Annotated in this window: 29 protein-coding genes; 12 read left to right on the forward strand and 17 right to left on the reverse strand. The window is 66.9% G+C overall.

Annotated features, from left to right (window positions below):
- The first annotated feature begins 231 nt into the window (after positions 1–231).
- Positions 232–2163, forward strand: a complete 1932-nt coding sequence (locus tag A3CU_RS0121445) for an NACHT domain-containing protein (protein WP_027944037.1) — start codon at positions 232–234, stop codon at positions 2161–2163.
- Here the strand turns inward: A3CU_RS0121445 and A3CU_RS0121450 are convergent.
- The 5 genes from A3CU_RS0121450 to A3CU_RS51270 form a co-directional block, all read right to left on the reverse strand.
- Complete coding sequence (locus tag A3CU_RS0121450) at positions 2102–3793, reverse strand: terminase large subunit (RefSeq protein WP_052371958.1); 1692 nt, start codon at positions 3791–3793, stop codon at positions 2102–2104. The genes A3CU_RS0121445 and A3CU_RS0121450 overlap by 62 nt on opposite strands.
- Positions 3753–4211, reverse strand: a complete 459-nt coding sequence (locus A3CU_RS0121455; protein ID WP_027944039.1) for a phage terminase small subunit P27 family — start codon at positions 4209–4211, stop codon at positions 3753–3755. The genes A3CU_RS0121450 and A3CU_RS0121455 overlap by 41 nt, the downstream gene beginning before the upstream one ends.
- A 206-nt stretch (positions 4212–4417) precedes the next feature.
- The gene (locus A3CU_RS45950; RefSeq protein ID WP_245617247.1) at positions 4418–4801 is read right to left on the reverse strand and encodes a hypothetical protein; all 384 of its coding nucleotides are present in this window, start codon (positions 4799–4801) and stop codon (positions 4418–4420) included.
- Complete coding sequence (locus tag A3CU_RS0121465; RefSeq protein WP_211246481.1) at positions 4788–5522, reverse strand: adenine nucleotide alpha hydrolase family protein; 735 nt, start codon at positions 5520–5522, stop codon at positions 4788–4790. The genes A3CU_RS45950 and A3CU_RS0121465 overlap by 14 nt, the downstream gene beginning before the upstream one ends.
- A 700-nt stretch (positions 5523–6222) precedes the next feature.
- Positions 6223–7353, reverse strand: a complete 1131-nt coding sequence (locus A3CU_RS51270) for a DUF932 domain-containing protein (protein ID WP_156960469.1) — start codon at positions 7351–7353, stop codon at positions 6223–6225.
- 181 nt (positions 7354–7534) lie between these two features.
- Here A3CU_RS51270 and A3CU_RS52560 point away from each other — a divergent pair, with 181 nt between their 5' ends.
- The 9 genes from A3CU_RS52560 (at position 7535) to A3CU_RS0121515 (ending at position 10753) form a co-directional block, all read left to right on the forward strand.
- On the forward strand, positions 7535–7822 hold the full coding sequence (locus A3CU_RS52560) for a hypothetical protein (RefSeq protein ID WP_156960470.1): 288 nt from the start codon (positions 7535–7537) through the stop codon (positions 7820–7822).
- Positions 7819–7974: a hypothetical protein gene (locus tag A3CU_RS52565; RefSeq protein ID WP_156960471.1), complete on the forward strand. Its 156-nt coding sequence runs from the start codon at positions 7819–7821 to the stop codon at positions 7972–7974. The genes A3CU_RS52560 and A3CU_RS52565 overlap by 4 nt, the downstream gene beginning before the upstream one ends.
- Positions 7975–8206: 232 nt before the next feature.
- Positions 8207–8539 (forward strand): hypothetical protein, encoded by a 333-nt coding sequence (locus A3CU_RS52570; RefSeq protein WP_211246482.1) that lies wholly within the window; start codon positions 8207–8209, stop codon positions 8537–8539.
- A complete protein-coding gene (locus tag A3CU_RS0121490) occupies positions 8536–8931 on the forward strand; it encodes a hypothetical protein (RefSeq protein WP_027944044.1) in 396 nt (131 codons plus the stop codon). Before A3CU_RS52570 ends, A3CU_RS0121490 begins: the two co-directional genes overlap by 4 nt.
- Before the next feature lie 5 nt (positions 8932–8936).
- A complete protein-coding gene (locus A3CU_RS0121495; RefSeq protein ID WP_156960473.1) occupies positions 8937–9173 on the forward strand; it encodes a hypothetical protein in 237 nt (78 codons plus the stop codon).
- A complete protein-coding gene (locus A3CU_RS0121500; RefSeq protein ID WP_027944046.1) occupies positions 9170–9625 on the forward strand; it encodes a hypothetical protein in 456 nt (151 codons plus the stop codon). Before A3CU_RS0121495 ends, A3CU_RS0121500 begins: the two co-directional genes overlap by 4 nt.
- Entirely contained in the window at positions 9622–9837 is a 216-nt protein-coding gene (locus A3CU_RS0121505) for a hypothetical protein (RefSeq protein WP_027944047.1), read from the forward strand. Before A3CU_RS0121500 ends, A3CU_RS0121505 begins: the two co-directional genes overlap by 4 nt.
- Positions 9834–10253 carry a ParB N-terminal domain-containing protein gene (locus tag A3CU_RS0121510; protein WP_027944048.1) on the forward strand — a complete coding sequence of 140 codons (420 nt, stop codon included), beginning with the start codon at positions 9834–9836 and terminating at the stop codon, positions 10251–10253. Before A3CU_RS0121505 ends, A3CU_RS0121510 begins: the two co-directional genes overlap by 4 nt.
- A gap of 104 nt (positions 10254–10357) precedes the next feature.
- The gene (locus tag A3CU_RS0121515; RefSeq protein WP_027944049.1) at positions 10358–10753 is read left to right on the forward strand and encodes a helix-turn-helix domain-containing protein; all 396 of its coding nucleotides are present in this window, start codon (positions 10358–10360) and stop codon (positions 10751–10753) included.
- A 94-nt stretch (positions 10754–10847) separates the two neighbouring features.
- Here the strand turns inward: A3CU_RS0121515 and A3CU_RS0121520 are convergent, their stop codons facing one another.
- The 11 genes from A3CU_RS0121520 to A3CU_RS52585 all read right to left on the reverse strand — a co-directional run bounded on the left by A3CU_RS0121520 (position 10848) and on the right by A3CU_RS52585 (position 16888).
- A complete protein-coding gene (locus A3CU_RS0121520) occupies positions 10848–11669 on the reverse strand; it encodes a hypothetical protein (RefSeq protein ID WP_156960474.1) in 822 nt (273 codons plus the stop codon).
- The gene (locus tag A3CU_RS52575; RefSeq protein ID WP_156960475.1) at positions 11662–11832 is read right to left on the reverse strand and encodes a hypothetical protein; all 171 of its coding nucleotides are present in this window, start codon (positions 11830–11832) and stop codon (positions 11662–11664) included. Before A3CU_RS52575 ends, A3CU_RS0121520 begins: the two co-directional genes overlap by 8 nt.
- A 94-nt stretch (positions 11833–11926) precedes the next feature.
- Complete coding sequence (locus A3CU_RS0121535) at positions 11927–12442, reverse strand: hypothetical protein (RefSeq protein ID WP_052371959.1); 516 nt, start codon at positions 12440–12442, stop codon at positions 11927–11929.
- A gap of 31 nt (positions 12443–12473) precedes the next feature.
- The gene (locus tag A3CU_RS52580; RefSeq protein WP_156960476.1) at positions 12474–13400 is read right to left on the reverse strand and encodes a hypothetical protein; all 927 of its coding nucleotides are present in this window, start codon (positions 13398–13400) and stop codon (positions 12474–12476) included.
- A gap of 15 nt (positions 13401–13415) precedes the next feature.
- Entirely contained in the window at positions 13416–14225 is an 810-nt protein-coding gene (locus A3CU_RS53560) for a recombinase RecT (RefSeq protein ID WP_027944053.1), read from the reverse strand.
- Entirely contained in the window at positions 14222–15217 is a 996-nt protein-coding gene (locus A3CU_RS0121555) for a YqaJ viral recombinase family nuclease (protein ID WP_027944054.1), read from the reverse strand. Before A3CU_RS0121555 ends, A3CU_RS53560 begins: the two co-directional genes overlap by 4 nt.
- Before the next feature lie 28 nt (positions 15218–15245).
- The gene (locus A3CU_RS0121560) at positions 15246–15596 is read right to left on the reverse strand and encodes a hypothetical protein (protein WP_027944055.1); all 351 of its coding nucleotides are present in this window, start codon (positions 15594–15596) and stop codon (positions 15246–15248) included.
- Between the two features lie 224 nt (positions 15597–15820).
- Entirely contained in the window at positions 15821–16090 is a 270-nt protein-coding gene (locus A3CU_RS0121565) for a hypothetical protein (RefSeq protein WP_156960477.1), read from the reverse strand.
- Positions 16087–16272: a hypothetical protein gene (locus A3CU_RS0121570; protein WP_027944057.1), complete on the reverse strand. Its 186-nt coding sequence runs from the start codon at positions 16270–16272 to the stop codon at positions 16087–16089. The genes A3CU_RS0121565 and A3CU_RS0121570 overlap by 4 nt, the downstream gene beginning before the upstream one ends.
- Positions 16272–16451: a hypothetical protein gene (locus A3CU_RS0121575; RefSeq protein WP_027944058.1), complete on the reverse strand. Its 180-nt coding sequence runs from the start codon at positions 16449–16451 to the stop codon at positions 16272–16274. Before A3CU_RS0121575 ends, A3CU_RS0121570 begins: the two co-directional genes overlap by 1 nt.
- A gap of 269 nt (positions 16452–16720) precedes the next feature.
- Positions 16721–16888, reverse strand: a complete 168-nt coding sequence (locus A3CU_RS52585) for a hypothetical protein (RefSeq protein ID WP_156960478.1) — start codon at positions 16886–16888, stop codon at positions 16721–16723.
- A 353-nt stretch (positions 16889–17241) separates the two neighbouring features.
- Here A3CU_RS52585 and A3CU_RS0121590 point away from each other — a divergent pair, with 353 nt between their 5' ends.
- Positions 17242–17685: a hypothetical protein gene (locus tag A3CU_RS0121590; protein WP_156960479.1), complete on the forward strand. Its 444-nt coding sequence runs from the start codon at positions 17242–17244 to the stop codon at positions 17683–17685.
- Positions 17686–17845: 160 nt separating this feature from the next.
- Positions 17846–18103 carry a hypothetical protein gene (locus A3CU_RS0121595; RefSeq protein WP_027944061.1) on the forward strand — a complete coding sequence of 86 codons (258 nt, stop codon included), beginning with the start codon at positions 17846–17848 and terminating at the stop codon, positions 18101–18103.
- Positions 18104–18407: 304 nt separating this feature from the next.
- On the opposite strand, the gene A3CU_RS0121600 is transcribed toward A3CU_RS0121595, so the two are convergent.
- Positions 18408–19640, reverse strand: coding sequence for a cytochrome P450 (locus tag A3CU_RS0121600; RefSeq protein ID WP_027944062.1), 1233 nt, complete (start codon positions 19638–19640; stop codon positions 18408–18410).
- Positions 19641–19642 lie beyond the last annotated feature (2 nt).

Here is a 19642-nt window from a genome sequence, read left to right on the forward strand (position 1 = left end):
TTTGACGCATGGTGAGTGGGCATGTGCTGCACACTGCACGATGTGACGAAGGGCGATGAGATCCGTAACGAGATCACTGGCTCTGTGCGGGGGAATGTTCTCCAGATCGGCAATATGTATGGCGATGTCGTGGGGTGGCACCAACCGTCTGCTGCGCACAGTGCGGACCAGTCGCTACGCGAGCCTCTCTGGCGTCTCACCCGCGAGGTCCGGGAAGCCAGCGCAAAGGAAGTGCGGAAGTGGGGGATCAGCGGTTCTGGCGCGTTGTCGGTGCGGTGGCGCACCGCCACCGATGACCTACTCGATCACTGGGAGAACATCCACGACAGCGCCGAGCCGGTGCCGCTGGAGGGGCACTTCACGGCCGTCCGGGAGACCTACCAGGCGGTTCACTCGAAGCGGTTGGTGATCGTGGGCCAGACCGGGGCGGGCAAGACCGTGCTGGCGCACCGCCTGATCCTCGACCTGCTTGACACCGACGGCGTCACCGGCCCGGTGCCGGTGCTGTTCAGCCTCAGCGACTGGAACCCCGACTCGACCGATCTCCAGCTCTGGTTGATCCAGCAACTCGTCCGCGACTTCGGGTTCCTCAACGACAAGAACCCCGCCACGGGCGAGACACAGGCCGAAATCCTCGTCAAGGAGAAGCTGATCCTTCCGGTCCTGGACGGCTTTGACGAGATCCCACACCAGCACCACCGTGCCGCCATCGGCAAGGTCAGCAACATCGACTATCCACTGGTCGTGACCAGTCGCCCGGACGAATACCGCGAGGCCGCTCACGTGGTCAAAGCGGTCGGCCGCGCCGCTGCCATCGAACTCCAGGAAGTCGCCCGCGATGAAGCCCACCGGTTCTTACGCCTGAGCACCAGCAAGTCCCGCAGCCGGGAATGGGACGCGGTGTTCGAGCACCTGGAAACCCAACCCGATCAGACTGCCAGCCAGAACCTCACCCGCGTGTTGAAGACACCGCTGATGGTCACGCTCGCCCGCACCGTCTACAACGACACCCCGGACCGCCATCCCCACGATCTCCTTGAGAGCCAACGTTTTCCCACCGCTGCGGCGGTGGAAGACCATCTCCTGGACGCCTACATCGACACCGTCTATACCCACCGCGACCCCGGCCCGCGCGGTCCACGACACCCGAACTGGACCCCCGACCAAGCCCGCCACTGGCTCGGCTACCTCGCCACCCACCTCATGCACCGCACCACCCACGACCTCACCTGGTGGCAGCTCCCCGCCACCCTCCACCGCCGGACCCGCATCCTCGTCCTCACAGCAATCTTCGGGCTCGCGGCCGGGCTCGCGTTCGGGCTCTGGGTCGGGCTCGCGTACGGCCTCGCGGCCGGGCTCGCGTACGTCGGGTTCGGGCTCGCGTTCGGGCTCGCGTTCGGGCTCGGGGTCGGGCTCATCAACGAAGTGCGATTTTCTCGCGGGCGCACGGGACGAGAACCGGAGCGACTACGCCTGAGTCTGCGACGGCGAGGCCGTGATCCACGCGCCGGGTGGATAACCTACCTCAAGAAGCCCACCGTCGAGTTTACTAGCGGGTTCGCGGTCGGGCTCTCGTTCGGGCTCTCGTACGTGCTCGCGTACGGGTTCGCGGTCGGGCTCTCGTACGGGCTCTCGTACGGGCTCACGTACGGGTTCGCGTTCGGGTTCGCGTACGGGCTCCCAAGTGTCGTCGTGTCAGCTCTCGGAGATACCTACGACCCCCACGCCACCGACCGGTGGACACTCCTAACCCGTGACCGAACGGTCACCCTCGCCCAAACGATCGCAACGACTGTGCTCGTGGGCGGGTTCGCTTACGGGTTCATGGTCGAGTCCTTTGGTATGCTCCGTAACCTCATTTTCGGGCTCGTCTTGGGTTCCGCATTCGGAATTGTCCGCTTGGCGCTCTCGGCATGGGGGAGCTGGCTGCTGTTCGCACGCCTGTGGCTGCCGCTGACCGGTCGTTTGCCGTGGCGTCCAAAGCGCTTTCTCGAAGACGCCTACGACCGTGGCGTACTGCGCACGACAGGCGCGGTCTACCAATTCCGCCACGCACGGCTCCGTGACCACCTCGCCGACCACTATCGCAGTCAGTCGAACCTCACCGGACCACCATCCGCCCGGACCGCGCGTGCTTCTGTGCCAGTTCGCGCCAGCGAGTGATAGCCATCGCGGCTGTGGGCACGGCGTCGATGCGTTTGCCGACGGCGCCCCGGTCGGGCTTGTCGGGCCGGAGCTGGTCGGCGTCCCCAGCGGGGTGGCGCACTTCCACCGCGTCGAAACACCACTCGGCGACGGGGTTGGCGTGGTGGTTCCAGGTGCGCGCCTTGGTCAACGCCATCAGCTCGGTCAGCCCGAACGTGAGCCCGCGGTAGGTCTGCGGAATGGGCGCGAGGTCCAGCCGTGTCTTCTTCTGGATCTCCTGCCGGACCGGCTCACCGGACCACTCGTCGTATCCGGCGGCCATGACCTTGAACGTCTGGCAGTCTTCGGCGATGTCGGCGTAGATCACGTCGTAGTCGATGACATCGCCGGGTGTGACGGTGATCCATCCGCCGTCGGCCCACTGCGAGACCCGCCCGTTGGTCCGCCCGTCGAGGAAGGTCACGGCCGCTTCGGGCAGCCAAAACCGCCACATTATCGAGGGCACGCCGTCCAGGCCGTCGGGCACGAACAATGCCCACGCGGTCATGTCGAGCTTGGCCGCCAGGTCGAGCCCGCCGTAGGCCCGGCGGCCGGCTAGCTCGGCGCGCAACCAATCCGGGGCCGGGGCCACGGTGCCCGCGCACTGCCGGTACAGGTGCATCGGCATCCAGCGGTGCGCCTGCTGCACCCATTGGTTCAAACGGTACTGCCGGAAGGCGTTCTCTTTGGACGGGTCGTTCTTTGCCTCGGCGGCTTCCTGCCGCAGTGACCGGATCGAGAGGAAATCGCCCAGCGCGGGGTTGGCCAGCGGCCAGTTCTTCTCATTCCAGGGGTCGGCGTCCTCGGGGACGTTGCGGACGTAGGCGAAGCGGTGCCGCGCCCGGTCCGGGTCCTCCATGATCCGCACGCACTCGTTGTGCTCGCTGCGCGCGAACGACGCCGGGTCGTCTCCGGCCGTGGTCGCGGCGACCATCATCGGCTGCATCCGCGTGCCCATGCCGGTGCGCATGGCGTCCCACAGCCGCGCGTCGCGCTGGGTCAGCACCTCATCGAAGACGACACCGTGCGGGTTGTGGCCGAGGTTCCCGGCGGCGTCGGCGGCGACCACTTCGTAGTAGCTGCCGGTGCGCTCATCGATGATCCGTTTGATGTGGTCCTTGACCACCAGGCGGGCCGACAGGACCGGCGAGAGCTTGACCATCCGGGCGGCCACGTCGAAGACCTTGGCGGCCTGGCCCCGGTCCATGGCGCAGCCGTAGATCTCCGCGCCCTCCACACCGTCGCCGACCAGGAGGTAGAGCGCGATGAACGCCAGCAGCTCGCTCTTGCCGTTCTTGCGCGCCAGCTCGATCCAGCCGATCTGGAACCGGCGGGCGTAGGACTCCCACTCGGGGTCGTAGGTGACCTCGCCGAACAGCGGCTCGATGATGTCCCGGCGCTGCCAGGTCGAGAGCACAAACGCCTTGCGCGCCCACTTGTCCTTGGTGTGGACACACAGTTCGGCGCAGAAGGCCACGGCGTGCGCGGCCCTGGGACGGCAGAAGTGGTCGCCCCTCTTCCGGCAGGTCTTGCCGTCGAGGGTGTAGCCGCACTCCGGCAGCCGCCGCTTACGAGAGGAGGCGTTCCGCGCTCGGCCCGCTGCGGCCACCCGGCGCGTCCACCTTGAGCTGTGTGCGGTCGCTGGGCGTCAACCCAAAGCGGGCGCCGTACTGCGCGAACGTCGTTTCGGCCTCGCGCTGCACCGTCAGAGCGGGGTTCTTCACGAACCCGTTCGGTCCCTGCACCAGCAGCGCGGACCCGTTGACCAGCTTGGTCGCCTGCTTGTAGCGGCCCAGCGCTTCACAGACGACCACGAAGGCGTCCACGTCCCACGGCGTGAGCACGCCGACGGCGATCAGGCTCGGCGCCAGCCGGTCCCACACCGCGCGGGCGTCCTCGGACAGCTCCTCCGGCGGCCTGACCTCACCCTCGGGCGGGATCGGCTCGGCGTGGTTGATCCGGTCCGGGCGGTCGCCGTGCAGGATCTTGAGAGCCGTTGGCTTGGGCTTGACTCCCCGTGCTCCCACGGCAGCCTCCTACGGGTCGTTGGGGTGTGACGAGGCCCCCGCCAGATGGGGGAGCGAGCGGGGGCCTCGTCACGATCGGGAGGGGATCAGGTACCGGAGCTGCGGCCACCCGCAGCGCCCGGCGCGCGAAGACCGAGCCGACGCGCGGCACCGCGAATCAACGCACCACTAACGGAAAACGCCCGACGCATGGATTACCTCCTCTCCTATTCCTCGTCCATCGGCACACCGAGCACGCGGGCCACGGCGTAGCCATCCATGTACTTGTCGCCGATGGCGAGAAGCCCGGCGTTGCGCAGGAACCGTTCCTTGTCCTCGCGCGACTTGAAGCACACCGCGATCCAATACTCGGAATCCGTGGCGAGCCGGAAGCGCTCGGCCTCCCGCTTCGCTCGATCCCGGAACCCTTGCTGTAGTGCGGTCAGTTCCCTACGGGAGTCCTCCGGTAGGTCTCCGGTGTAGTCGACCTCGGCCAGCGGGTCCGGCTCCGGCTCCTGGTTGAGCTGCGCCAACAGGTCCTCATTGGACCCGCCCATCGGTGCGGCTGAACCGGCGAGCTGTGCCATCACATCGTCGTTAGAGTCCGGCACGGAACAGCTCCAGATCCGCCAGCGGGAACCACTCCAGGATGCGGTCGTAGTCCCGTGGCCGGTTGTCCTTGATCGGCTTGAGGAACCGGAGATCCAGGCCGTCGAAGGTGCGGTTGAACCACTCGTAGTCGATGGGCAGCGGGCAGTGGTGCTCGGCGAGCGCGGCCCGGACATGCCGGATACGCCAGTCCCACACCGGGCTGACCTTCATCACGTGCTCGCGCATCGGGCCGTGGCCCTTTATCGCCGTGCGGCGGTTGGGCGAGTCCGCCGCTCGGATGCCGTCAGCGGTCCACGTCGCCGCCGGGTCCAGGTCGTAGTAGCTCTCGCACAGCATCCGCGAGATGTCGATGTAGTCCGGCTCCGGCAGTTGCGCGGCCTCGATGATCCGGATGTGCTCGGGCACCTGGAACGTGAGGTTGTTCAACCACCGGAACAGACTCGGATGCGGAAGCTGCGGGATCGTGACCCCGAAGTACCGCTCGTAGTCCGCCAGCGACTCGTCCACGAACTCCAGACCGGGCACCAGGTACAGGTGGAACGGCCGGACCTCCACTCCGGAATCCCGCAGGGCCAGCCATGCGGCCAGCGAGTCCTTACCCCGGCTGAACGCCAGCAGCACGGGAAGGCCCTTGCGGGCCAGCTCGGTACGGATCTCGGCCGACGGCGCCGCCCCCTCGATCACGATCGGGGCGGTCTGGTCGGCGGTCGGGTTGATCACCAACGGGCACCACCCCCGACCGCGCACCGAGAGTGACCGATATGTGTCGGCACAGATTCGGGCCTGGCTGACGATCCGGCTTGCCGGGTGGGGGGAGGGGTGACCCCCTGGGGGCCTCGGCGGGCGCGGTTAGCCCCCTCTTGTAGTGGGGTCGATTGCGGTGGCCCGGTTGTGGCAGGTCTGGCACATGCCTCGCCCGTGTGCGGGGTCATTCGGGTCTTGTCCATTTCGGATGAGTGCTCGCCGCGTGGCTGGCCAGTGGTCGGCCACTGTGGACGGTTGGCCACAACTGCGGCCGGAATGCTGCGGGCATTGGGTATCGGTGCATCGGCACCATGGGTCACGGGCCAACACGGCGGTACGGAAGCGGCGGTGCCCTGCTGTTCGGTAGCCCTGCTGTGCAGGGTCGGCCCTGCGGCGATTGGCTGCCTGCCTTGCATGCTCGGCACAGCGGCCCCGACCAGGGGCAGGCTCACCACAACCGGGCACAGTGCACGGGGCAGGGGCACGGTACGGCATGCCCTGCCCCCTGCCTGCCCTACAGGGCACCGGAAATACACCACGGGCAGGGAGCTACCGGGGGCCGAGATGCACCCTTGTACGGGCCTCACAGCGGCCGGAATTACACCAGCGGGGGAACTACCCCGGAACGGGCAGTGCCCCCAACCAGTCGGCCGGGGGCACTGTGGACGGTCGGTCATCACTTAGCGGCCACGATGTCTAGTGCAGTGGTGAATGCCTTGTTCTTGATCTTGTCATACTCACCGGTAAAGCTCCGGTCGGCACGAGCGGTGACCGACTCCTCTTCACCCTTGCCGACCACGGGAACGAACCAATCCAGGTATTCCACAACGGAGTTGTATCCGGCCCAGACGGTGCCCCGGATGTCTTCCTGGGTGTCGGCAGACTTGAACAGTGCGGTAAGAGCTTCCCACTGTTCTTGTTCCGGCTTCCTCCAGTCATCTAGAGGTTTCCGGAACTTCTCTGGCCATAGTTCCTTGACATACTGGCCGAACACTTCGGTGTCCAGCTGAGTGTTGATCATGCTTTCGGCCTCTGCCTGGAAGACCGACAGCCACTCGAAGTTGATCTTGAGTGCTTCCCTGGCTTCCTGGAGCTTTCCGGCGAGTCCCGACGAATGCCGGAAGGTGTAGGCACTTCGGTGGTTGCGGAGAGCTGCCCTTTCAGTGTTGGCACAGACCACCCGGACCGGGGTGGTGACCACCTTGAGCTTGCCCTGTCCGGAGTAGTTCTGGAAACCGGCGAGATACAGCCCGACCTCATCGGTTCCACCGATCTTGATCGACTCCGGAAGCTGCATAGTAAGGAAGATGTCCTTACCATTCCGGAGTGATCCCCCAGTGTCGAACACGGCACCGGAAGTGTCCACAATGGCTTGCATGAAGTCGGCGAACTCTTCCGGTTGAATGATCGGGTACTCACCGGACACGATGCCGAGCGGTTGTAGCTCTCCGGTCTGCGGGACGGTCCGGAAGGTGTTCACCCAGCCCGGTATATCCATCAGTTCCACAGTGTCCATTTCGGACACTTCCGGGCTGTCATCTGGCCGATCGGCATCCTGGCGAACGGTGCACTTCTGAGTGTGCTTGGCTCCGACCTTCCTCCGACACTCGGGGCACTTGCCAGTAGGGACTAATCCGGTGATACCGAAGGACTTCCGGACATTCCAGCCGGACAGGTGGGCAAGGTCTAGCACTTCCTGTGCCTTCATCGGACCGGGGGCAACGGTGCCCAACCGGTGCCAGCCGGGCTCACGGGCGGCAGCAAAGGCATAGCTGCCATCGGCGAGCTTCTCAAGCTCATGGGACATGTGCGGCTCTCCCTGGGGTGTTGGTTGCTGTCTTGCTGACAGGACCAACATTAACCACCGACAAGATGATTGTCCTCTGTATGTGATACATAACACTATGACTAGACAATCATTTGTTTGACCCTGCATTCTGGGTCTGTCAGCAAGACAGCAACCCACGACAGCAGGGAGGCACCACCCCATGAAGCTGAGACGAGGCCGGAACATGCGGCCACGACCGGCGACACCACCCCGACCACCCCGGACCGAACCGGTAACGGTCGAGCAGCTGTCCGAGCAGGACGCCGACCGGGTAGGCCGCATGGCCTACTACGGCGGTACGGACTGCCTCGATGGCAAGGGCAGCGTGATCGGTTGGGAGAAGCTCACGCCGGAGCGGCGGGACTACTACATCGGCATCGCCGCGTGCGTTCTCGTCGAGCACTGCCTCATCCGGGGTGTCGAGGTCATTGTGAGGCGGCCCCGGTGAACGCCGTGCTCGCCACCCTGGCAGCCCTGTCGCTCGGCGGCGGGCTGCTGGGGTGGATCTGGACGAAGAACTGGCGCGTCGGCGCGACCGGCCTCGTGATCATGTTCGTGATCGCGGTGATCGGCGGTCAGCTCGCGGGAGGCGGGTCATGAGCGGCTGCGGCTGCGCCTGCTCGTCGGGTGGCTTTTGCGGTGGCTGCGGTCACGCGGATTGCGGGGGTCGGGCGAAAGCCCGGCCCTCCGGCCCTGCCCCGGTGGCCAAGCGGTGCACCTGTCCGGTGCCGCACACGTCGCCGGACGATGCGGGCATCACCCGGCGCGATTGCCCGGAGCATGGTCGTCTGCTCCCGCCGTCGATCTACCGGCCTTCCGGTCCGGTGGCGTGATGCGCGTGAGCCGGAAGTGGTGTCGTCGCGGCGGGGACCGTGCCCGCGACACCGTTGACTACGCCGCCGCGTTGGCGGTGTCGGTGGTGGCTAGGGCCGTGACCGCGCGGCCCTGGCGCCGTCGTCGTGGACGGCACGCCGCGATGACGGTCGTGCGCTTCGACGGCGTGGTGGTGTTCGCCGATGGGCGGACCCACCTCGTCCGCATCACCCCGGAGCTTGTTCTCCAGTGGTGCGCCCCGAAATCCCAAATGGTCGAGGCCGAGGACGCGCTTCGGGCGATGTCCTCGGCGCTCGCCGCCATCCTCAAGCAAGACAAGGACGACCAATGAGCGAACAGCTCAAGTTTGGCTATAACAAAGGGCTTCCGCCCGATGTGACGACCGCCTGGGGCTGCCGGGCGGTCGTACACCCCGACGGCTTCGGCCTCGATGTCCCGCCGGACCGTGAGTCCGGCTTCGGCGACTGGCACACGCTGATCGGCTACCTCCGCGACCACGACGGAGAAGGGTGGATCAGCAAGGCGACCATGATGTTCGCGTCCGGTGAGCTGTCGGTGCGCTCTGGCACCGAGGTCGTTCTGTTTGAGAACGACCGTGCCGTGATCAAGGCGAACCCTCAGCGCAGCCACGGCTACCTCTACGTCTGCGCTTACTGGAAGCCTGAGCCCGCCGGAAGCGATGGCCCGCCGGCCTTGCGTGAGCTGCTGCGGCTGGACGGGTGATGACGATGACGAAACCCGTGGACCCGCAGGAGGTGCGGGGGAAGATCGCCGCGCTGTTCGGCGGCCGTGCGGTCGAGTTGGCCGCTAAGGAAAACCCGCACTCGCGGGTGGACTACACCGACCCGGAGGTCGCCGCGCTCGCCGACATGGCGGGCGCCGATCTGGTCAGGGACTGGAACGAGGGCGACGGTAGCGCTGCCGCCCTGCTGTTCGAGATCGCCGACGAGGAGGGCTGGTCGTGAGCCAACCGATCATCTGCAAGGTGTGCAACCTCGCGCTGGATGGGTTCACCAACGAGGAGGGCGTGACCTACCGGCACACGATCTCGGACGCGATGGACGGCAAGGACATCAACCACGAACCGGTGCCGATCCCGGCTCCGCCAGGGTGGCGCGGTCACTGCGACTTCTGCACCGCTGGGGTGCCCAAGTTCGTTGTGCCCGCCCGGGACTTCACCCCGCCCAACGCGCCGAACGGGTTCAGCACGGGCGACTGGGCAGCGTGCGAGTGGTGCGCCCTGCTGATCGGCGCGGACCGCTGGCCGAGCGTCGTGAAGCGGGCCGCGAAGCACTTCCAGCGGCGGATGGGCTTCCCGATGCCGTCGAAGTCGCGGAAAGCCGTCCAGGCGCTGTACCGCACGCTCGCCGAGAACATCACCGGCCCGATCCGGCCGATCGAGGGAGACGAGTCATGAGCCGAGAGATCCTGACGGGTCAGGAACCGGAGCCGGAGCCGGAGGCGCCTATCTGCCCAACGTGCAAGGAGCCGATCACCGGGGCCATGTTCGGGCCGCGCGAGGAGTGCTTGCGCTGCTTTGAGGCAGGCTTGCCGCCGATCCCGCCGGAAGGTGTGGAGGAGACCGGCGAGTCCTGGTCGGACGTGTACGTGGGGGGTGGTGACTGGTGAGCAGGACGCACTCGCCGACGCACCTGGGCTGCCAGACCTTCCGGTTCATGGTTTGGCAGTGGTGCATCACCACCGCCGAGGAGTTGATCCGGGCCGATGGGGAGGCTGCCGCGACCTTCTACCCGGAGGGCGGCATCACCACGCTGGATCAGTTCCTCCCGCTGGAGCCGGAGAAGCCGGGCTACATGCGGCTGATCCAGATCGAGGTCGACCACGACTACGCCATGACCCAGACCGACCTGACCAAGCCGATCATCGTCGCGCCGATCAAGCCGGAGAAGGGCGAGTACGGCGTGATCGTGATCGACGGCTGGCACCGGGTCGACCGGGCTCGTAAGGAGGGCCGCGAGCACTTGCCGGTCTACATGCTCTCCCCGGATGCCGAGCAGGCGTGCCGAATCCCGATCTTCATCTAGGAGGTGAACACCCCGTGACAGGCGACAGCCCCGGTCGCGTAGCGGCCGGGGCTATCGTGTCTTCCTGCAATCAGTTGTCAGCAAGACAGCAGGGAGACCCCCGGATGGTACGTGACCCGCTTCTGCCCAAGTTGCTCTCGGTGACCGAGGCCGCCGACGTCCTTGGGCACAACCGGTCCTACGTACACCAGTTGATCAAAGAGGGCAGTTTGCCCGCCGGGAACGCGGGTACAACCGTGGTCCTGGCCGAGGCCACCGTGCTCCGGTACAAGGCCGGTGAGCGGTTCCCCTTCCCGACGCTGCTGGTCGTGCATGTCTACGACGAGGACGCCGACGGCTGGACCGAGGCGAGCCGGACGGCGGTCGCGCCGGATTACGAGATGCCGGATGCGTTCCGCCTGGAGGACATCGCCGGGGTGGAGGGTCGGTCGTACCGCGTCGAGCTGCTGGACAACCAGGGCAAGACGCTCGGGATGAAGACCGTCGAGCCGACGAGCTGATAAGGGGGGTTATCAGGGTCCGGGGGCCTGCGGCCACACACTTCCGGACGATGACGACACCGATCTTGCACGCAGCTCAGCGCCTTGGCAAGTTTCAGGCGGCGTGTCGTGGCCGACTGACGTGGGTCAGCGCGAGGTCACGCACGTCGCCGAATCGATAGACCGGGCGGCCCCGGCCGTCGGTGCCGTGGGCGACGATCCGGCCCCGGTTCACCCAGGAGTCCCAGGTGCCGCGCGGGATGGTCTTGTCCAGCAGCAGCCGAGCCCAGCCCAGCGCCACGGTCGCGGTGACCCGCAGGTCGGCCGCGTAGTCGATCATCCAGTTGCGGCGTTCGTCCACGTCGTGTTCGGTGCCGCAGCTGCCGCACTGCACCCGGCTCGCGCCAGGGCGGGCGTAGAGGTGATCGGGACACCTGCCGCCCTCGACCTGCGCATCGCACGGCCCGGCGTAGATCCGGTCCGGTGGGCGATCGATGACCCGGCGGACGCGAGCGACGACGTGAGTGATTTCGTCGTACAGCTCGTCGGCCGCCGGGTGCAGTGCGAGCAGTCCGGGCAGGCCGACCATCCAGGCGACCGCGCCCGCGGTGGACCCGGCGGGCGGGAGCAGGTGTGGGTTGCACTCGTGCACGTCGCGCGCCCAGGTCGAGATCGTGTTCGCCAGCACCCAGCCGATCTCGCTGGCGGCTTCGTGGAACGGCATCGGCTGGGTGGCCGAGTGGGCGACCACGCCTGTGCCGGTGGACAGGACGCTCTGCCGGGACAGCGTGATGCCGAGTTCGGCGATCAGGCCGCGCCCGCCCTGGCCGTCGGTGGCCAGGGCGCGCAGGGCGGCCAATAGCTCGTCCAGGCAGCTTGAGCAGAGCATGTCGTTGGTCGGCCGAGTGCAGCCGGTGACACAGGCGTGCTCACCCATCGCGGCCACCGCTTTCGGCCGCCGACCAGACGGCGGCAGTGAGCAGCGCAGCGACACCGAGCACCAGCCACATCAGCTCGCCGGTCCAGATGGCGGCGACGAGCCCGGCGATCAGCAGCGTGAACCCCACCGCGCCGAGCGTGGGCAGCGTGCGGCGGGTCATGCGAACACCACCCACAGCAGCGCGAGCAGCACGAACACGGCCACCGAGGTCACGAGCACCGCGACCTTGGCCCAGCACCGGGGCGGACGGTGGTTCATGCGGCCTCGGCCTCCCCGTAGCCGGCCTGGTGCAGCAAGGTCACCAGGTTGGCCAGTTCCAGCCGCACGGGCATGGCGAGCGTCGGGTCGCTGACGTGTGCCACGTCGGGGTTGCGGACGGTTTCGATCAGCGCCGCGAGGTCTGCGGCGGGGAGCCACGCCCACCACACGCCGGGGTCGGACTTGCCGTCCCGGCGTTGGACGACCACGCCGTAGTCGGCCCCGGCCGCCACCGCCTGCTCGGTGGTCTCGGCGAGGATGCCGGTGATGTCCAGTGTGGACAGACTGCCGCGCGCTTTGACCTGCCAGACCAGGCCGGGCGTGCCCCGGATGTCGCCGAGGTCGGCAGAGACCCGGTCGGAGCTGCGCCAGCCGTTGTCGGACTTGCGCTCGGCGTCGGGCCAGCCGTGGACCCGCAGGTACCGGCCGACGTCGCGTTCGGCCCGGATGCCTTTCTCGCGGTTGGCACGGCCGATCTCGGCGCGAGTGCGTGCGGTTGTTCCCCTGCTCACGGTGGTCCTTCCTCGTCGGTGAGCTGGTCGGTCATGACGCCTGCCTGTCGTCGTCGGGCGGGTCGGTCGAGCCGTGGTCCTTGCCCAGGGCGGCCCGGACCAGCGCCATGCCCCGGCGGGCGCGGTCGGCGGCGGTCGGGTCGTGGTGGCACAGGGCGGCGCCGACGTAGCCGGTCTGGTCGCACATGTCGCAGGCGGCGATGGCGTGCGCTCGGGTCTCGGCGCGCTGGTGCACCGCCTCCGCGCGGCGGACCTGCGCCTGTTCGGCAGCGTCGGCGTCCCAGCGTTCGCGGGCTTCGCGGGCTCGGGCACAGGCGCCGCACGGGGGCGGGTCCGGATCGTGCTCATGGTCGATGCAGCGATCTAGTGGGCGTTGCGGTTGAGGGTTTGGGGGCGGGGGTGGTTCCCGCGTGCTCGGCCGGTCGTCGGAGATCGAGCCTCGCGCGCGCGTTCCCTTCCCTTCCTTTCCTTTCCCTTCCTTTCCTTTCCCCGAGGTAGGACTACCGGAGGAGTCCCGTAGTCCTACTGGAGAGCCGCTACCAGGGATTTGTGGATAACCGGCTGTTTTCTCCGGTAGTCCTCCGGTAGCGCTACCGTCGGGCTCCGGCGGAGGTACCAGAGCGCCATTGGACGCGGGCGGAATCTTGGATGGCGTGGGCTTCTGGATGCTCTGGTGGTCGTCCCAATTAACGATCTCCAGGTACCGCCGACCGTCCACTTCGTAGCGCACAATGCGCCCATGGGCGGCCAGCGTCTCCAGGTCCTCTTCGATGTCCGCCAGGGACACGTCATCCAGCGGCCAGATGTCGCCCTTGATCAAGCGCACGTTGTCCTTGGTGCGGCCTGCGTCGTCACAATGCGTCCACAGACCGATCCATGTCAGGCGCGCACGCAATGGCAGCGCCGACACGTCCTCGGACCGGAAGAAGCTCGGCTTGATCGTCCGGATACGTGGCATTCCGGCCTTCCCCTGTTAGCTCGTTGGCTCGTCGGTGGGTGGGGTCTCCTCCTCGGGCGGTTCGGTCTCGATCACCTCCCCGTCCAGATCAGGCGTGATCTCGTCCAGCGCGTCGGCATCGAGGTCGGTCCGGACCGAGCCCTCGGCGGCGATCGCGCGGTTCATGACGGTGGCCATGGGCAGCCACTTCGCGAGCTGGCGGACGGCGGTCTTGCGGGCCATCGCCTCCCAGTCGGTGACCCACGGCCCCTTCTTGCCCGCGCGGGAGCGGCCCCGGATGGCCTCGATCGCATCGACGCTCATGACCTCGAACTCCGCGCCGCCGTCGAGCAGCGTGGCGGCGGCGTAGACATCGGTGATGCCACCGCGGGCTCCGCGTGCGGGCTTGTGGATCAGGTCCGGGTGTAGGCCGTAGGCGTACTCGAACTCGTCTTCCTCATGCACGACGCGGGCCGAGATGTTGCGGAGCTGGCCGGAATTCCACGCGAGCTTGATCAGGCCCCGGTAGCCGGGGATGAACGTCACCTGGTCGCCGTAGGGCACCAAGTACGCCTCGCCCAAGGGGCCGGGCTCCAGGCCGAGCTGCGCCGAGGTCATCAGTGCGCCGAGCAGCGACTCGGGTCGGCAGCGCTGGAGGTCGTTGCTTTGGCGGACTACGGTCAGCGCCACGCGGGTGAACCGTTCGGGGTCCAGGGCGGTTCCGGTGAGCGCGCGGGCGATCTCGGGTTTCTGCCGCTCGATGAGCGTGCGGAGGTCGCCCCCGCCGGCCGACGCGGTTCCGGTCTTCCTCTGGGCGAGCGCGGCCTTGGTGGTGGCGTTGCTTATTCCTGATCCCTCCTGGCTGTCGTGTAGGTGAGGCGGCGGCGCGCTGGCCGTTCGGTGACGTACTGCGCGTACAGGTCGGGCTGCTCGGCGGCGAAGGACTCGTAGTCCACCGACCGGGTCGGCTTGGCCGGGGCCTTGTTGCTGGCGACTTTCTGCCCGTCGCGGTGGGCTTCCTCGGCCGAACCCATCGCCGCCCGCAGCTCGTTGTCGATGCCGGTCCGCTCGCCCTCGATCGCCTTGAGCTGTTCGGTCAGCTCGTGGCGGCGGGCGATGTGCTTGTCCCACAGCGGGTCCAGCTCGATCACTTCGTCGGGCACCGACGGCCAGCGCGACAGCGCCATGCGGGTGGTCTCGGAGGCATCCGGCGGCGGGGCCTCGTCGCGCTGGACATAGCCCCAGAACTCGCTCGCGCCGTCCACCAGGTCGCCGATCAGGTCGTCATCGCGCTCGATCACCCGCTCCAGATAGGTGTTGGTGTCCAGCAGCGCCACCACGAAGGTCCGGGGCGCGTCGAGAATGCGCATGTACCACTGGATCTGGCAGATGTAGTGGATGGGCACCTCGTCCTCGGCCCACTGGGCGACAGCGCGGTACCCGCCGGTCTTGGCCTCCACGATCCCGGCCAACTCGCCGGAGGGATGCCAGGCCAGGCCATCGACGTTGCCCAGCATCCATTCGTGTTCGCGGTCGGCGTAGATGCCCTCGCCGCCGGTCAGGATGTATTCGGGGTGCCGCTCGTCCCATTCCCGCAGCAGCACGGGTTCGAGCACCTGTCCCCAGTACATGCGCTCAGTCGCCGCGTCGTCGAAGTCCGGCTCGATCCGCCGGGTCTTCTCCAACCAGAGCTGGTAGGGCGTCTGCCACGGGTTGAGCCCGCAGGCGGCGGCCACATCGGAGCCGCCGAGCCCGAAGGTCCGGACGAAGGTCCAGTCCTCACGCGGGGCGTCGGCCGGGAGCACGACCGGCACGTCAAGGTGTCCGTGCTGGCTCATGCGCTCCTCCCCGCTGGGCGGTGCGCAGCTACCTGGCTGATATCGCTGACCGGGGCGGGTTTTCGCAGACCCACCAGTGGTCCGGGCGTGCGCCGTCTTCCAAGGTCTCGATGAGTGCGCGCGGGACCTGGTGCCACAAGGCCCACGCCCGCCAGCACACGATGCCGCCAACCGGCTGCACCGAGACGCGCACGGCGGTCCGGTCGCAGGAGATCCAGTTCGACGTGAGCCCGAGACCCCAGCGGTCCGGGACGGGTATGTCGGTCAGCCAGATCAGCGATGCGCCCAGGAGGGGGTGCCGGTTGGGCCATAGCTCGCCGCTGCCGTGGATGCCACGGGCACCGTGGTTACAGGTGAAGTGATAGAAGGCGCTGGGCAATCATTGATCACCTGACCGAACGTTGATCGGGTGGGAGCGGAACCACTCGTGCGCGTTGTACATCGCGACGGAGCGGGCCGTGCTGTTTGGCCTGGTCGCTTCGGAGATCTCCTGCCGAAGCGACCCCGGCAGCCGTAGCCAACAGGTTCGGCAGGCGTAGAACGCATGCTTGACCTGTCGGCCGCAGCCGCCGGGGCAGTCGTGGGTTCGGTTCCGGGTTGCCGTCAGTCCTGCTCAACCTCGCCGCTGTCGTCGCCGTCGGGGTTCTCGTCCTGCTCGCCGTCTTCTGCCGGGTCCTGCTCGGCCCGCTTGCCGTCCAGCACCGCGAGCTGATCGCCGAGGTCGTCCACCGTCTCGTTGAAGATCGGCGTGTTGTCGTCGAAGCGAAGGTCCACCGCATACTCCTCCACGCCCGGCATTTCGAAGGTCGGTACCTCCAGGGCGTCCTCGTCCTGTCCGGTCGTGGTCTCGGTGGTCTCGTCCTGCTCGGTCACCACAGCACCCCCGCGACCACCACGCCGAGTCCGACGCCGACGCACAAGGCCACCACCAGCAGAGCGGCGAACGCGCGCGGCGCGGCGCTGAGCAGCCGAAGCAGGGCAGCCCGTAGGTGATCGAGAACGCCAAGCCGGGCATGCTTGCCGGTCGGAGGCGGGGTCATGATCCGGGCGGCCATCAGGCGATCCGTCCGTTCCAGTGGCGCGACGGCTCATGCCGCAGCGGCAGGGGCATGACGAAGTTCGTGAGCCAGCCGTAGAGCGTCACGGCGTCCCGTCGGGTGCCGTACTCGTCGGGGTGCAGTACATGCCTACCTTCGCGGTCGTGATCATCTGGATAATCGATGGTGGCGGTCATCGCGGACTCCCATCTCCGTTGGTGATCGGGGCTGGCCGACGTAGGTCGGGGCACGGGCGTCGGCCAGCCCCTTGTCCTGGTCCGTCACGCACCACGGGCCAGGGGCTCTAGGGGTTGGTGACGAAGGAGAACGGCTACGCGGTCCTGCTGGTCAGCCGTGAGCGGACCGTGCTGGTCGGCCAGGTCGCCCAAGTAATCAGCCAGGCTGCGGGTGACCCCCAGCCGCTCCAGGTCCTCGTTGGTAAGCAGCGCGCGAGCAGGCTCCCGGCTCATGCCACACCGGACCGGTCGATCTCCTCAGCGCTGTCGTCCTCGGGATGCGCGAAGTACGGGCCGATGAGTTCAGCGCTGGCTTCGGGGTCATCCAGCACAAAGAAGGTGCCGCGCGGAACACCGAGAACGTCTTCGAGCTTTGCGGCCTGCCGCAGCGGGATCACCGGCGACGCACCACTGAGGACCTGGCTAAGACGAGCCTGTGACAGCCCTGCCATAAACGCGACGTCAGCATGTCGGCCGGTAGCCTCTACGAGCTGTCGGAGTGCGCTAGCGTCGCACGCACGCACGTATGTAGCCACGTCAACTCCTCGGGTGTAATTGACATGAGTGGCCTGACCGAACGCCCCGTACCGGTGACGTTCGCCCATCAACCCTGGTCAAGGGGGGCTGTGACCTGTCCTGACCTCCACGTTAAATTGGTTTCAACATGAAGGTCAACGGCTACGCTCAGTTAAACGTGCTTTAATTCCGGCAAGGTCGCCCTAACAAACCGCTCGGGATGGTGCCCTGCGAAGTGAACCTCGCTGAACTGATCAACTCGATCAAGGACAAGGAAGGGCTGACCTGGCGCCAGCTCACGGATCGCGCCAAGCAGAAGGGTGCACCCCCGCCGACAGGCTTGTTCTACCTAGGCGACCCCAACCGTCCGATGGTGGACTTCCCCCGGACGAAGACGATCTACGGCGTGGCCGCCGCGCTCGGTGTCGAGCCGTCGGTGGTGGCCGCTGCCGCCCTGAAATCTCTGGGGCTCCAGGAGCAGAACGTCGTCGAGGTACAGGCCGAAGAGATTGATGTGGTCACACGTAGTGATGGCGACACGCCCGAGACTCGAAAGGGTGATCGGTGGATCGTGATCACCCCAGATGATCAAACATCCGACGAAGTGCTCACAGCGTTGCGAAGTGGTGCAAACCTCCGGGTTATCTCCCCTTCCGGGGACCCTTCAACTCGTCGGTAACCTCGGCCCGTGGCCTATCAGGCCCGTAGTCACCCGAACGGCCTAATTTGGTTGGTCCGTCAGAGGTGGATACCGTCACACTACGGAGGGGGCACTGGGTGTCACATCCCGTGAAACGCCACATGGAAACCCGCATGTAGGTGGGGCGAAGGTGGACATTGTGACTGACGAGTACAGACTCAAGCGGATCGATCTTGGTGGCAGTCCCGAAATCTACGTTGGACTCCATGAGTCTCCACCCGTCGTGCTGGCTGATCACGGCACGCCGGAATGGGTAGTGGACGCCAAGGTGCGCGCCAGCTTGATCGACGAGTTCATCGCGAAGCTCAAGGACGAACCCGACTACCAACCCGAGGACGCCAGGCCCGGCTACCTGGAGCTGTCCGATGAGGCGGGAGGCACGGGCACCGACGGCTAGCCCGACCACTCCACCTGAGCCGCGTTCACACCGTATTATCGGTGTTGAACGCGGCTTTTTTCTTGCGCCGCAACAGGTTCTGAGCCTGGGCAGCCCCTCGATATAAAAATGTCACAAGTTAGCTCTTGCCTGGACCGGGGACACGCCAGGTGCTGGCGTGTCCCCGGCTGGAGAGGGCGAGTTCTGGGTTCGGGTGGGCGAGTTCTGGGTTCGGGGAGGCGAGTTCTGGGTTGGTGAGGAGTTCCGGGCTATGGGCAAGAACGCCGAGCTCAGCCTGACCCACCCCAACCGACTTCGACAAAGGCTAGGTGGCGTGCACCGTGACCGGGAACTTGGCCGGGCCACGCAGGTTGATGCGGCCGTTCCACTCCAGTTGACCGGCGAAGCCGAGGTCCGGGAATCGCTGCACCAGGCGGCTGATCGCGACCTGGCCCTCCAGCCGCGCCAGCGCGGCGCCGAGACAGTGGTGCGGGCCCGCGCCGAACGACACCTGGGCACGTGCATCCGGCCGGTCGACGCGCAGCTCACCGGCGTCCGGACCGAAGAAGCGCTCGTCGCGGTTCGCCGAGCCGAGACAGGCCAGCACGAAGGTGCCTGCCGGAATCTCCTTGTCCCGCAACACGTAGGGCTCGGTGGTGATCCGGCGGGTCTGCTGCACGGGCGAGTCATACCGCAAAAATTCCTCGACCGCGTTGGCCGCCAGTTCGGGCTTGGCCCGCAGCAACGCCAGTTGGTCCGGGTTGCGCAGCAGCGCGTTCACCCCGTTGGCGATCAGGTTGACCGTGGTCTCGTGACCGGCAACGTAGAGCAGAACCACCTGCGCGACGAGTTCGTCACTGTTGAGGACCTGGCCTTCGTGCTCGGCCGTGATCAACGCGGTCAGCAGGTCGTCGCCCGGGTTCTTGCGTTTCCACTCGATCAGCTCGCGGGCGATCGAGGCCAGTTCGATGTCCGCGTCCATGATTGCGCGGGCGGCCTCCTCGTCCGCCACGATCTCCAGTGACCGCACCAGGGTTCCGCTCAGCTGACGGATCCGGGCATGATCGGTCGGCGGCATGCCGAGCATCTCGGAGATCACCTCGAACGGCAGCGGAAACGCCAGTTCCTCGACCAGGTCGCAACCGCCCTTCTCGGCCATCTCGTCGAGTGCCCCGTCCACGAGGGCGGTGATCCGCGGCTCGAGCGCGGCGACGGCACGGCGCGTGAACACTTTGGTGACCAGTGAACGCAACCTGGTGTGGTCAGGCGGGTCACGGTCGAGCATCGAGAGGTTCAGCGCGCCGGCGTTGCCCTCCGTACCGAAATATTCGATCTGCTGGTTGAACGGACCGGGCGCCAAGTTGGCGACCTCGACCGACAAACCCGCCTTCAGCAGTGTGGAAACGTCATCGAAGCGGGACACGAACCAGAACCCCAGCGGGTGGTTCTGTACCGGATCGTTGTCGCGCAGCATCTTGTATTGCGGGTACGGATCTTCGAAGAAGCCGGGCACGAACGGGTTGAACAAGAGTGCGTCCGGCTCGATCAGGTCGGTCATGC

It is taken from the genome of Amycolatopsis taiwanensis DSM 45107, from assembly GCF_000519205.1.
GTDB lineage: Bacteria > Actinomycetota > Actinomycetes > Mycobacteriales > Pseudonocardiaceae > Amycolatopsis_E > Amycolatopsis_E taiwanensis.

Excerpts from the sequence above, each read along its gene's own strand:
- A3CU_RS51270 (WP_156960469.1), bottom strand. The coding sequence starts at position 7,353 with ATGTCCCATGAGCTTGAGAAGCTCGCCGATGGCAGCTATGCCTTTGCT.
- A3CU_RS52560 (WP_156960470.1), top strand. The coding sequence starts at position 7,535 with ATGAAGCTGAGACGAGGCCGGAACATGCGGCCACGACCGGCGACACCA.
- A3CU_RS52570 (WP_211246482.1), top strand. The coding sequence starts at position 8,207 with ATGCGCGTGAGCCGGAAGTGGTGTCGTCGCGGCGGGGACCGTGCCCGC.
- A3CU_RS0121490 (WP_027944044.1), top strand. The coding sequence starts at position 8,536 with ATGAGCGAACAGCTCAAGTTTGGCTATAACAAAGGGCTTCCGCCCGAT.
- A3CU_RS0121495 (WP_156960473.1), top strand. The coding sequence starts at position 8,937 with ATGACGAAACCCGTGGACCCGCAGGAGGTGCGGGGGAAGATCGCCGCG.
- A3CU_RS0121505 (WP_027944047.1), top strand. The coding sequence starts at position 9,622 with ATGAGCCGAGAGATCCTGACGGGTCAGGAACCGGAGCCGGAGCCGGAG.
- A3CU_RS0121515 (WP_027944049.1), top strand. The coding sequence starts at position 10,358 with ATGGTACGTGACCCGCTTCTGCCCAAGTTGCTCTCGGTGACCGAGGCC.
- A3CU_RS0121520 (WP_156960474.1), bottom strand. The coding sequence starts at position 11,669 with ATGGGTGAGCACGCCTGTGTCACCGGCTGCACTCGGCCGACCAACGAC.
- A3CU_RS52575 (WP_156960475.1), bottom strand. The coding sequence starts at position 11,832 with ATGACCCGCCGCACGCTGCCCACGCTCGGCGCGGTGGGGTTCACGCTG.
- A3CU_RS52580 (WP_156960476.1), bottom strand. The coding sequence starts at position 13,400 with ATGCCACGTATCCGGACGATCAAGCCGAGCTTCTTCCGGTCCGAGGAC.
- A3CU_RS0121555 (WP_027944054.1), bottom strand. The coding sequence starts at position 15,217 with ATGAGCCAGCACGGACACCTTGACGTGCCGGTCGTGCTCCCGGCCGAC.
- A3CU_RS0121570 (WP_027944057.1), bottom strand. The coding sequence starts at position 16,272 with ATGGCCGCCCGGATCATGACCCCGCCTCCGACCGGCAAGCATGCCCGG.
- A3CU_RS0121575 (WP_027944058.1), bottom strand. The coding sequence starts at position 16,451 with ATGACCGCCACCATCGATTATCCAGATGATCACGACCGCGAAGGTAGG.
- A3CU_RS0121600 (WP_027944062.1), bottom strand. The coding sequence starts at position 19,640 with ATGACCGACCTGATCGAGCCGGACGCACTCTTGTTCAACCCGTTCGTG.